Consider the following 12,192-nt stretch of genomic DNA (forward strand, 5'->3'; position numbering starts at 1 on the left):
TGGAGTGAGGACAATACGATGAAAGTAAGAGCTCAAATTGGCATGGTGCTGAATTTGGACAAGTGTATTGGTTGTCATACCTGCTCCATCACTTGTAAAAATGTCTGGACCTCACGTGAAGGCGTGGAGTACGCATGGTTCAACAACGTTGAAACCAAACCCGGTATCGGCTTCCCGAAAGAATGGGAAAACCAAGACAAGTGGAACGGTGGCTGGGTACGCAATAAAAAAGGCAAGCTGGAACTGAAGATCGGTACCAAGCGGCGCGTGTTGGCGAATATTTTCGCCAACCCGGATCTGCCTGAAATCGACGACTACTATGAGCCGTTTGATTTTGATTACCAACACTTGCACACGGCAAAAGACACCAAGCATCAGCCGATTGCCCGTCCGCGTTCACTGATCAGTGGTCAGCGCATGGAGAAAATCGAATGGGGTCCGAACTGGGAAGAAATTCTCGGTACGGAATTCGCCAAACGGAAGAAAGACAAAAACTTCGACGAAGTCGTGCAAAAAGATATCTACGGTCAATTTGAAAAGACCTTCATGATGTATTTGCCGCGTTTGTGCGAGCACTGTCTGAACCCGGCTTGTGTTGCTGCGTGCCCGTCAGGTGCAATTTATAAGCGCGAAGAAGACGGTATCGTGCTTATCGATCAGGATAAGTGCCGCGGCTGGCGCATGTGTGTTTCTGGCTGCCCGTACAAGAAGATTTACTACAACTGGAAAACCGGTAAATCAGAGAAATGTACCTTCTGTTACCCACGCATTGAAGCTGGGCAACCGACCACCTGCTCTGAGACCTGTGTAGGACGTATCCGTTATCTGGGCGTACTGCTTTATGATGCTGACCGCATCGAAGAAGCAGCGAATACCCCGAACGAGCAAGATCTTTATCAGGCACAGCTTGATATCTTCCTGGATCCGCATGATCCGGAAGTGCAGGCAGCTGCGCGCAAAGAAGGTATTGCAGATAACTGGATTCAGGCGGCACAACGCTCACCGGTGTATATGATGGCAATGCAATGGAAAGTTGCGTTACCACTGCATCCGGAATACCGCACCCTGCCGATGGTTTGGTACGTGCCACCACTGTCGCCAATTCAAAGTGCAGTCGAGGCAGGTCATGTCGGTATGAACGGTGAGATTCCAGACCTGAAATCGCTGCGTATTCCATTGCGTTATCTGGCAAACATGCTCACCGCCGGCGACGAATTTCCAATTGTCCGGGCGCTGGAACGCATGATTGCGATGCGAGCTTACAAACGCAGTCAGCACGTTGATGGTGTCGAAGATCTTGACGTGCTCAAGCAGGTCGGCCTGACCCAGCATCAAGTTGAAGAAATGTACCGTTATATGGCGTTGGCCAATTACGAAGATCGTTTCGTGATACCAACCAGCCACCGTGCCTATGCTGAAAATGCTTACGACCTGAAAGGTAGCTGCGGCTTCACTTTCGGTAATGGTTGTAGTGACGGCAACAACGATGTGAACCTGTTTGGTGCGAAGAAGCAAAGCGTGCGCCAGGTCATTCCGGTCACGGTGAAGGAGTAATCTGATGCAAGTTTTACAAGTAATTTCGTTATTACTCGACTACCCGAAAGTAGAGCTGCTCGAAGTAGTGCCCGAATTACGTGCCACGGTACGTAACTCGGCACTGAGCAGTGCCCAACAGCAAGCTTTGGATGGGTTTATTGTGCGCCGCACCAGCGGTGACTTTATGGACTGGCAATCAGAATACGATCGCTTGTTCGAACGTGGCCGCGCACTGTCATTACTGTTGTTTGAACACGTTCATGGTGAATCCCGCGATCGTGGTCAGGCAATGGTCGATTTAATGCAGCAATATCAGCAGGCCGGCTTAGATATCGGCGTCAAGGAACTGCCTGACTACATTCCATTGTATCTGGAGTTTCTCGCTACCCAGGGAGAAGAAAATGCTCGCGAAGGTTTGGCGGAAGTCGGCCATATCCTTGCGGTCCTGGCAGTACGCCTGGAACAACGTGAGTGTGATTACGCCGAGCTGTTCCGAAGCTTGCTGGAATTGTCGCAAGTCCAGGTCGACCTGAATGATGTTCGCGCTCAGGTTGAAAAAGAAAAACGCGATGACACCCCAAAAGAACTGGATAAAGTTTGGGAAGAAGAAATGGTGACCTTCACCGGAAATGATGCGACCAGCACTTGCCCGACGGCGCAAAACCGTCCTGGCGAAGGGCAGCGGCGGGATCAGTATATTCCGCTGAATCTTGACCAATTAAGTAACGTGAAAAACGCTGCGGATGCCTAAGGAGCATGACCATGAATTATTTAAATACGTTTTTCTTTGGTATCTACCCTTACATTGCGCTGGCGGTAATGGTGATCGGTACCTGGATCCGCTATGACCGCGAGCAATTTACCTGGAAGACCAGTTCCAGTCAGATGCTTGAAAAAAAGCAGCTACGTCGCGGTAGCATCGCTTTCCATATTGGTATCTTAGCGATTTTTGTCGGCCACTTTGTCGGTTTGTTGACGCCTTCTGAAGTCTGGCACGTTTTAGGCATCAGCACGTCAGCTAAGCAAATTATTGCGATCGTGGCGGGCGGTATAGCTGGGGTGATTTGTTTTTACGGCCTGACGATCTTGATCGTGCGTCGTTTGAAAAATCCGCGCATTCGCGCCAATAGCAGTACCATGGATATCGCGATTTTGTTGTTGCTTTACGCGCAACTGATTCTGGGTTTACTGTCGATTTTTGTTTCCCTCGACCACCTCGATGGATCAACCATGGTGTTGTTGATGAGTTGGGCACAGAATACGCTGACCTTCGATGCAACGGCTGCTGCGGCAGCAATGACCGATGTGCACTGGATTTTTAAATTGCACGTTACCCTTGGTTTAACGATCTTTTTGGTGTTCCCATTCACCCGCCTGGTGCACATGCTCAGCGTACCTATGCAGTATCTGCGCCGTCAGCACCAGGTCGTGCGTCAGAAAGCGCCGCGCTAAGGAGTAAAGTATGATTCACGTGAATGAAATTGCCATCGACGAAAAAACGATTCTCGCGGAAATGCAGTACCATCCCGCCGATAGTCAGCAAGCCGCGATGCTAAAAGCCGCTGAGTCGTTGGTGATCGGTGAGTTATTCCGGCAGCGTGCCGCCGAACTTGGGCTGCACGTTAAGGATGAACTGAATGACGCCAGTGATGATGACTTCCTGGCCGCGCTCATCGACCGCGAAGTTGCTATCCCTGAAGCTGACGAAGCAGCGTGTGCGACATACTACCAACAGAACCCGGAGCGTTTTACTACCTCGCCATTGTTGGAAGTACGGCATATTTTGCTGGCGGCCGCACCCGATGACGAATTGGACCGGGTGAATGGCAAGATGATGGCTGAGCAGATCATCAAGCAGTTGCATGAAGGCGATGACTTTGGCCGTCTGGCGCAGAAGCATTCAGCATGTCCTTCAAGTGCAACGGCAGGTAGTCTTGGTCAAATTAGCCGTGGCCAGACAGTGGCAGAATTTGAACGTCAGGTATTTACCGCCGAGGTTGGCTTAATGCCGCATCCGGTAGAGACGCGTTATGGTTTGCATGTGGTTTGGGTCGATCGCAAAATCGAAGGCAAACAATTGCCGTTTGATGCTGTGAAAGAGAAAATTGCTGCCTACTTGAACGAAAAAGTAGAACGCAAAGCTGTCGCACAGTACATCCATACTTTGATTCAGGATGCCGAGATCAAAGGCTTTGACTTCGCCGTGTCCGATTCTCCATTGTTGCAATAGGTAGAATTGCAGTAAGCTAAAGCCTCCACCACGGAGGCTTTTTTTATGGACCACAACTTCTGGCATCAACGCTGGCAGAACCAGCAGATTGGCTTTCACCGCGACGTTTTTCACGAACTGTTAACTACTTACTTTCCCAAAGCATTATCTAGCGGACGCGTTTTAGTACCCTTGTGCGGCAAGTCGAGAGATATGCTCTGGTTGCTTGATCAAGGCTACAAAGTTTTTGGCATTGAGCTGAGCGAACTTGCTGTGCAGGCTTTCTTTCAGGAGAACCAGCTGAAGCCAGAGATTCAGCAGCGCGGCAAGTTTAAAGAGTACGCTATAGATGAGCTGGTGATTTGGGTCGGCGATGTATTCGACCTCGCTGTTGAAGATCTTGCTGATGTCGACGGCTGGTACGATCGGGCTGCACTTGTGGCACTGCCTGAGAGTTTACGATCGGATTATGTGAAGTTACTAAAACACAAGCTGCCGCGGGGCAGTAAAGGACTGCTGATAACAGTGGAGTACCCGCAGGGGTTTCGCCAGGGACCGCCTTTTTCGATCGCTGAAGATGAGGTAGTTGCTGGCTTTGAGAGTCGTTTCAGGATCAAACCTTTGGCGCGGATACCGGGCATGGTAAATAATGAAGTACCAGCCGACAACCCGGTTACGGAGCAAGCCTATCTCCTCTATGATTAATCATCTGTAATCAGGTCATTGCGTTTTAAAACTTTGAGGGTGCGGCGCGCGAGCTTTTCCAGAAAAGCTAAATCGGAAAGGGTTGGAACTGCAGTTTCGTTATCCAGATCGACCTGCCATTGGCTGACTTCAGTGTCGAGCATTTCCATCATTTTTTTGGAACAGCCCCGGCAGATGCCCTGACACATATCGGCCTCTTTAAGACCGAAGGGAATGTTGCTGCGGATGGTATCCAGCAGCTGCTGCATGGCGACTATAGTGTTGGGCTTGCGTTGACCGGTAGTTACTTCAGACATGCTCACCTCCACAAAAAAAGGAGGGCACCTGGGGAAGATGCACCTCCTAAACGAGAAACCTTAGTTTTGTTCTGCGGTAATCCCCGCGGTTTGTCCTTGTTTACCCCACAGACCAGAAACGACCTGCCAGCTAATCGCAAACGCACCTATGATGAAAACCACATCGCCAACGGTACGGACCCAGCGCAGTCCTTCCAGCAACGGCTGTTGCATGAAAGCTTCACTGCGGGCATACCAAAGTCCTTCTGAAGCTGCCGCATGGAACTGAATGAAACCAATCGGCAACAAGCTGGTGAACAGCATTAAGCCAAGACCGATATTCATCCACCAGAACGAGGTGCTCATCAGTTTATCGTTGAACGCCAGATGTGGGCGAATGTAGCGCAGGATGAGCAGTACAAAACCCAGTGCCAGGAAACCATAGACACCAAACAAGGCCGCGTGTGCGTGGGTTGGTGTGGTGTTCAAGCCCTGCACATAGTACAGCGAGATTGGCGGGTTGATCATGAAGCCAAGTACGCCGGCGCCGAGCATATTCCAGAATGCGACGGCAACGAAGCACATGAGCGGCCACTTGATACGTTGCATCCACACGGCTTTCTTCTGCAGGCTCCAGTTCTCCCAGGCTTCATAGCCAAGCACGATAAGCGGAACAACTTCTAACGCGCTAAAGGTCGCACCTACCGCCATAACGGGTGTGGTGGTGCCTGAGAAGTACAAGTGATGGAAGGTTCCTGGTACACCGCCGAGCATAAACAGTGAGGCTGACGCCAGCGCGGCAACGGTCGCCATACGGCGCGATACCAGGCCCATGCTATGGAAAATGAACGCCAATGCGGCGGTGGCAAATACTTCAAAGAAGCCTTCTACCCACAGGTGGACAATCCACCAGCGCCAGAACTCCATGATAGAGATATGAGTGCGTTCGCCGTAGAAGAAGCCAGCCCCGTAGAATAAGCCAATAGCGACGACTGAAGCGGTAAACAACGCCAGCAGGTTCTTATCACCTTTCTGTCTGAACGCACCAATGACGCCGCGCATCATCAATACCAGCCAGAATACGATGCCAACGAATTTACCAATCTGCCAGAGCCGGCCAAGGTCGACGTATTCGTAGCCTTGATGGCCAAGCCAGAAGTTAAGGTGTTCAGGCATGATTTGCGCGATGGCAAGGTAGTTACCAATGAAGGTACCGGCGACCACAACCACCAGCGCCCAGAACAAGATATCAACGCCGAGCTTCTGGTATTTAGGATCTTTTCCGCCGTTGATAATCGGCGCTAAGAATAAACCAGCTGCTAAGAAGCCCGTTGCTATCCAGAATAGCGCAGCTTGGATATGCCAGGTACGAACCAGGCTGTAGGGGAACCATTGTGAAATCTCAATGCCGTAAAACTCTTGTCCTTCAACGGTGTAGTGGGCAGTAAGACCGCCGAGTAAAACCTGGAAGGAAAATAGTGCCACGACAATAAACAGGTATTTTCCTAACGATTTCTGTGACGGTGTCAGTTTTACCAGACTGATGGGATCCTGGGTTGGAATTTCAACCTCTTCTTCGTCATGTTGACGTAAGAATGCCCAGGCCCAGATCAGGAAACCGACGCCGGCGATAAGCAGGATAACACTGACAATAGACCAGATGATGTTTTCCGCGCTGGGGGTATTGTCAATCAACGGCTCATGGGGCCAGTTGTTGGTATAGGTGACGTCTGCGTCAGGACGCTCGGTTGCGGCAGCCCATGCGGTCCAGAAGAAAAACTCTGCCATACGTTCGCGCCGTTCCAGGCTTGGCAGGGTGTTTTCTTTCATCGCATAGCTTTCGCGTGTGCTTTGCAATGCAGCGTCGTCGCTAAATAACCGCACATAATAATCAGCAGTTTCTTCAATGGCTTTTACCCGACGTGCATCGAGTACCACCTCGTCAGTCAACGCATCATAGGTGTTTGTGCGATATGCTTGCTTAAGTTCGAACTGCAGCTGATTTTGCTGCGCCGGGGTTAGGTCCTCATACTCTGCTGCAAAGACTTCAGCCGCGGCAATGTTAAGCCAGGCCACAAGCTCACGGTGTAACCAGTCTGCAGTCCAGTCGGGCGCCTGATAGGCACCATGGCCCCAAATCGAGCCAAGTTGCATGCCTCCGACAGATTGCCAGGCCGTTTGCCCATCAAGAATCGACTCGCCCGTCATGAGTGTCTGTCCGTTTACCGAAACAAACTTTTCAGGAATGGGCGGTGCCTCACGATATACCTCTTTACCGAAGTACCCCAAAATACCAAACGTAATGGCAAGAACCGCAATGAGCGTCCACCATAATTTTTTGTAACCAGCCATACATCACCTATTTGTTATTGAGTCCTCATCGGTTGTATTGCAATTACCTGGCCAACTTTTAAGTGTCTGTTTTTAAAGGTTTTGCGTGGCTGTTTGGGTAAAAATAACCTAGTCTGTCAGACAGTAAAATTGCCCTTCAGGGTCGAATTTACCCTGCGCGCCATTTTGTTGATCCTGATCAACGCAAAGCTCACGCCTTGCTCTAGTCTAAAACACAATATCTAGTGTTTATTGTCTACAACTAACACCATATAGGCGATACGATGCGATTCAGTGCAAAAGACATTGTGTTTCAGGAAGTTCCCGGCGAAGTCGCGCTGGCCTATACCATCACCGGTTGCACCGTGGGTTGTAAGGGCTGTCATAGCGTCGACAGCTGGCCAGCTGATCGGGGTGAGCGATTAACCCGGCAGAGCTTCACGAATGAACTCGATCGCTACGCTGGACTCATCACTGCGGTGTTGTTCTTAGGCGGCGAGTGGCATCAGGACGCCTTAATAGAACTGTTAGATGTGGCAATTAGCAGGGGTCTCCGCACCTGCCTCTACACTGGATTAGACACCGTGCCTGCGCTTGTGCAACGGCGCCTAACTTATTTAAAAACCGGCCCGTGGCGGGCCGAACGTGGCGGCTTAGCAAGTGCCACAACGAATCAGAGGTTTTACGACCTGAGCTCGGGGAAAGTTCTCAATGCTTTATTCTGCCCCGACTTTATTGACTGTGAATTAGTGAACTAAAACAGAAGGACAACAACAATGCTGCGCTTACAACCTGAACAAATCGAGCACAAAATGAACTTCATCCAGGAGTATCTGCAAGCACAAAATGCGGCGGATGGATCGAAAATGGATGCTAATGCCAATGTCACGCAAAAGAACATTGCGACCCTGGAAGCTGAATTGATGAAAGACTTTTTTGTGCAAGTGAATCGCAAGCAAGTCAGTAGCAAAATTGCTGAGTTGTTTGATGAGCAACTCGCACAAGAGTACGTTCGACAAATTGAAGATCATGAGATCTACGTGCATGACGAAACCAGCTTGAAGCCCTACTGCGTGTCGGTGACCATGTATCCATTTTTACGAGACGGCCTCACTAAGTTGGGCGGCGAATCGCTGGCGCCCAAGCACCTGGAGAGCTTCTGTGGCTGTTTCGTGAATTTTGTTTTTGCTGTTAGCTCTCAGTTCGCCGGCGCTGTGGCGACCGTAGAGTTTTTAACCTACTTCGATTACTTTGCGCGCAAAGATTACGGTGATGATTACCTGAACACCCATCGCCATCAAATCCAAAATCATTTGCAACACGTGGTGTACGCGTTAAATCAACCGGCTGCTGCGCGTGGTTATCAGAGCGTATTCTGGAACATTTCCGTGTACGATAAATTTTATTTCGATAGCATGTTTGGTGAATTTGTTTTCCCTGACTTTAGTAAACCCGAGTGGGGATCGGTCAGCGCGTTACAGGACTTCTTCATGCACTGGTTCAATGAAGAGCGCAAAAAAACCATTCTCACCTTCCCGGTCGTCACTGTGGCCATGCTCACCGAGGACGGTAAGTGTAAAGATCAGGCATTTGCTGAGTCTATGGCAGGTGAACTTGCTGATGGCAACTCCTTTTTTGTCTATTTGTCAGACAATGCCGACTCGTTAGCCTCATGTTGTCGACTACGCAGCGAAATTAGCGACAACACCTTCTCCTACACCCTGGGTGCGGGAGGCGTTGCTACTGGCTCCATTAATGTCATTACCATCAACATGAACCGGCTGGTACAGGATGGCCGTGATCTGGCGACGGAAATCGAAAAAATTCAGAAATACCAGGTCGCTTACCGGCGTCTGATGGAAGAGTACAAAGCAGCTGGCTTGTTGACCGTGTATGACGCCGGCTTTATCTCACTGGATAAACAGTTTCTGACCATCGGCATCAACGGTATGGTTGAGGCGGCGGAATCACAGGGCATCGAGGCAAGCAATAATCCTGAATACATTGCCTTTGTCCGCGACCGGCTGAAAGTGATTTATGATGCAAATAAAGCCGCAAAAGCCGAATACGGCTGCATGTTCAACACAGAGTTTGTGCCGGCTGAAAACCTCGGCGTAAAAAATGCGAAATGGGATCGGGCAGACGGCTATTTCGTGCCACGGGATTGCTACAACTCCTACTTTTATGTTGTCGAAGATCAGCAATCGAATGCGCTGGATAAATTCGTCTTACATGGTGATGAGTTAATTCAGTACCTCGATGGTGGTTCGGCACTGCATTTAAACCTTGATGAAAAGCTTAACAAATCCGGCTACCTGGCATTGCTGAATACTGCAGCACAAACGGGCTGCAATTACTTTTGTATCAACGTAAAAATCACCATTTGTAATGCCTGTGAGCATATCGATAAGCGCACACTCAGCGCGTGCTCGTCCTGTGGTTCGGAAGATATTGATTACGGGACCCGGGTTATCGGATACCTGAAACGGGTTTCGGCCTTTAGTTCGGGGCGGCAACAAGAGCACAACCGCCGTTATTACGAACGCGCAGAATCGGGGCATGTTGAAGCCTCCGCACAGCGCGCCTGGCGTCAGGCCAGTTAAGCAAAAACTACTCCAAAAGAGGGAGCTCAGCTCCCTTTTTTGTTGTATGGGTAATACCGACCAAACACGTTATGATCCCAGGTTGAATCAACCCAACGAGATTGACGCTATGGTTATTGAAAGTTATTCCGACCTTATTCAAGCTGCACAACAGCAGGACGAACCGCAACGGTTACTGTTTGTATTGGCAAAAGCAGAACTCCCCGACGACGCGACGGAAAGCCAGAAATCGCGCTATGCTGAGCAACAGGGCGGCGCGCTGGATCCGGTCTTGTGTGTCGACAAGTTACCGCATGAAGTTGCGGATTTTTCGACTTTGCTGGCTGAATCAGAGCAAACCGGAGTGGATTGGGATATCGCATTTATCGCGAGCATGTCAGGACGTGCAGGTCAGGCGCCATCCAGTGACGAAGCTGATCAGCCGTTAACTTTGATGGTCAATAAAGTAAAAGCCGGCAGCATCGCCGACTTTGTCACGGTAAATAAACAAGGCGAACTGATTCAGCTGTTCGCCTGAGTAGTCTAGACCACTTTAGAGTAGCGAGGCGCAGTTGCCTCGCTATCCAGGTAGGCATCAAAGCAGGCACAAATACTGCGGACCCAGAGACGACCGCGCTCGGTTACCTGAATCACACCATCACTAATCACCACTAAACCATCTTCAATGAATGGCTGTAACTTGGCTTGTGCGGCCGCGAAATAGTGCCAGAAATCGTCGATCTGCCAGGTGTTACTAAAGCTTAGGCTGTCCAGCTCGAAATGGCAGATCAGCTGGGCAATCAGCGCTGCGCGCAGGCGATCATCTTCGCTCAGAACAAAGCCTTTAACGACCGGCAACTGTTCGGCTTCCAGCGCGCGATAGTAATCCGGTAGATCTTTACTGTTTTGCCACAGCACACCGTTGATTTGACTGATCGATGAAGCACCTAAACCCAGCATGCAATCCTGGCCTGCAGTGGTATAGCCCTGAAAGTTGCGCTGCAACCGGCCTTGTTGTTGAGCGATCGCCAGTTCATCGTCGACTTTGGCAAAATGGTCCATACCAATGAACTGATAACCTGCGGCACTGAAGCGGGTGATACCCAGTTGCAGCAGCTCCAGCTTTATCGGCGCTGAAGGCAACGAGCTATCCGGTATTTTACGCTGTCCGGCAAAACGCTGCGGCAGATGTGCGTAGCTAAATAATGAAACGCGATCAGGTGCCAGCTCAATGACCTGATCAATGGATGCGGCGAAACTGGTCGGTTGTTGATACGGCAGACCGTAGATCAAATCCAGGTTGATAGAACTAAAACCTAACTCCCGACTGAGTTGTACCTGATGCTTGATTAACTCCGTGTCCTGCACGCGGTTTATCGCAATCTGTACTTTCTCGTCGAAATCCTGGACACCGTAGCTGACACGATTAAAACCTAAGGTGCGTAAATGGCGAAGTTTTTCGTCACTGCAGCTGCGGGGATCGATTTCGATACTCAGTTCCGCGTCAGCGCTGATCAGGAAAAAGCGATTTAACAGCGTATGCAGGCGGGTCAGCTGGGTTTCGGTAAGGAATGTTGGTGTACCGCCGCCGAGGTGAATCTGGGTGATGACCCGATCACCAAGCATCTCGGAGTACATTGCCATTTCTTCGGCAAGCAGATCGAGGTAGCGATCGGCTTTGTGCTGATGACGGGTGATGACCTTGTTACAGCCGCAGTAGTAGCAAAGCTTGTGACAAAACGGCAGGTGTAAATACAAACTCAACTCACGCGGCGCATTGGCGAGCGTCTCGCGCACTTTTTCGTGCGGGAAGTTGGGCTGTAACGCCAGCGCAGTTGGGTACGATGTGTAACGTGGCCCGTTAATATTGTATTTGTCGATCAGTTCTTGATCCCAGGTTACCGCTGTCATTTTCTGCTCCAAAACCCGACTGCTTAGTGAGGGTTTGAATTTTACGTGATTTAGATCAGAAAATTGATACTCCTGAAGGGTTACTTATTTGATCCAGGTCAATGATTTTGCCGCGGCATTTTGCTTTTCGCTGGTCTGCGCGGTTGCTTCTGCGAATTTGGCTAACTGTTGATAGAGGTGACGGGGCAGCCGCTGCTCAAGCTCAATGGTATCCAGCAGATTTTTTACCTGTAAACCAAGTTCCGTATCACCGGTGAGTAACAGTTTGCGACGAAAAAATAAGGTATCGGGATCAACCTGTTGCGTACTCAACTGCAACAACGCAGACCAATCGACGCGCATGAATACAGCGGCGTGATCGCACTCAGGTGTGACTTTGAAGCGCATCCGCTGTGCTTCTGATTGGACCGAAATACAAAACTTCAGACCGAGATCCGTAACCTCGATGCGGACCCAGCGCTCAGCAAGAAAGTCGAAGGAACCAGCTTCAAGATCAGCTTTAAATATTTGTCCGAATAAACGCTCGATCACCCCGCATGCCAATGCCGGTGGTGCCAATGCCACCGCAGACTTTAACAACCTTGGTGTGAACTCTACTACTTTGGTGATAACCATTCATTGCCTCGTATTTGTGCCCCGTCAA

12 protein-coding genes are annotated in these 12,192 nt (G+C 50.1%); 8 read left to right on the forward strand and 4 right to left on the reverse strand.

Annotated elements, in window-relative coordinates:
* The first annotated feature begins 18 nt into the window (after positions 1 to 18).
* Genes narH through CWI69_RS09375 form a run of 5 tightly spaced genes read left to right on the forward strand, consistent with a single transcriptional unit; the run spans position 19 to position 4,450 of the window.
* Entirely contained in the window at positions 19 to 1,554 is a 1,536-nt protein-coding gene (gene narH / locus CWI69_RS09355) for a nitrate reductase subunit beta (RefSeq protein ID WP_126763953.1), read from the forward strand.
* Between the two features lie 4 nt (positions 1,555 to 1,558).
* A complete protein-coding gene (gene narJ / locus CWI69_RS09360; protein WP_126763954.1) occupies positions 1,559 to 2,287 on the forward strand; it encodes a nitrate reductase molybdenum cofactor assembly chaperone in 729 nt (242 codons plus the stop codon).
* An 11-nt stretch (positions 2,288 to 2,298) separates the two neighbouring features.
* On the forward strand, positions 2,299 to 2,988 hold the full coding sequence (narI, locus tag CWI69_RS09365; RefSeq protein ID WP_126763955.1) for a respiratory nitrate reductase subunit gamma: 690 nt from the start codon (positions 2,299 to 2,301) through the stop codon (positions 2,986 to 2,988).
* Between the two features lie 10 nt (positions 2,989 to 2,998).
* Complete coding sequence (locus tag CWI69_RS09370; protein ID WP_126763956.1) at positions 2,999 to 3,766, forward strand: peptidylprolyl isomerase; 768 nt, start codon at positions 2,999 to 3,001, stop codon at positions 3,764 to 3,766.
* A gap of 45 nt (positions 3,767 to 3,811) precedes the next feature.
* A complete protein-coding gene (locus tag CWI69_RS09375) occupies positions 3,812 to 4,450 on the forward strand; it encodes a thiopurine S-methyltransferase (protein ID WP_126763957.1) in 639 nt (212 codons plus the stop codon).
* Here CWI69_RS09375 and CWI69_RS09380 read toward each other — a convergent pair.
* Both CWI69_RS09380 and CWI69_RS09385 read right to left on the reverse strand, forming a co-directional pair.
* Positions 4,447 to 4,746, reverse strand: coding sequence for a hypothetical protein (locus tag CWI69_RS09380; RefSeq protein ID WP_126763958.1), 300 nt, complete (start codon positions 4,744 to 4,746; stop codon positions 4,447 to 4,449). The two genes, CWI69_RS09375 and CWI69_RS09380, sit on opposite strands and share 4 nt — an antisense overlap.
* Positions 4,747 to 4,806: 60 nt before the next feature.
* Positions 4,807 to 7,077 carry a nitric-oxide reductase large subunit gene (locus CWI69_RS09385; RefSeq protein WP_126763959.1) on the reverse strand — a complete coding sequence of 757 codons (2,271 nt, stop codon included), beginning with the start codon at positions 7,075 to 7,077 and terminating at the stop codon, positions 4,807 to 4,809.
* 263 nt (positions 7,078 to 7,340) lie between these two features.
* On the opposite strand from CWI69_RS09385, the gene nrdG reads away from it, so the two are divergent.
* The 3 genes from nrdG (at position 7,341) to CWI69_RS09400 (ending at position 10,176) form a co-directional block, all read left to right on the forward strand.
* Positions 7,341 to 7,814: an anaerobic ribonucleoside-triphosphate reductase activating protein gene (gene nrdG / locus CWI69_RS09390; protein WP_126763960.1), complete on the forward strand. Its 474-nt coding sequence runs from the start codon at positions 7,341 to 7,343 to the stop codon at positions 7,812 to 7,814.
* Positions 7,815 to 7,832: 18 nt separating this feature from the next.
* The gene (gene nrdD, locus CWI69_RS09395) at positions 7,833 to 9,659 is read left to right on the forward strand and encodes an anaerobic ribonucleoside-triphosphate reductase (RefSeq protein ID WP_126763961.1); all 1,827 of its coding nucleotides are present in this window, start codon (positions 7,833 to 7,835) and stop codon (positions 9,657 to 9,659) included.
* Between the two features lie 109 nt (positions 9,660 to 9,768).
* Positions 9,769 to 10,176, forward strand: coding sequence for a ribonucleotide reductase subunit alpha (locus CWI69_RS09400; RefSeq protein ID WP_126763962.1), 408 nt, complete (start codon positions 9,769 to 9,771; stop codon positions 10,174 to 10,176).
* A gap of 5 nt (positions 10,177 to 10,181) precedes the next feature.
* Here the strand turns inward: CWI69_RS09400 and hemN are convergent, their stop codons facing one another.
* Together hemN and ubiT are read right to left on the reverse strand one after the other, a co-directional pair.
* Entirely contained in the window at positions 10,182 to 11,549 is a 1,368-nt protein-coding gene (gene hemN / locus CWI69_RS09405) for an oxygen-independent coproporphyrinogen III oxidase (protein WP_126763963.1), read from the reverse strand.
* An 84-nt stretch (positions 11,550 to 11,633) separates the two neighbouring features.
* Entirely contained in the window at positions 11,634 to 12,164 is a 531-nt protein-coding gene (gene ubiT, locus CWI69_RS09410; RefSeq protein WP_126763964.1) for a ubiquinone anaerobic biosynthesis accessory factor UbiT, read from the reverse strand.
* Positions 12,165 to 12,192: the final 28 nt, after the last annotated feature.

The organism is Pseudidiomarina halophila (assembly GCF_003987215.1).
In the GTDB taxonomy this organism is placed as follows: Bacteria; Pseudomonadota; Gammaproteobacteria; order Enterobacterales; family Alteromonadaceae; genus Pseudidiomarina; species Pseudidiomarina halophila.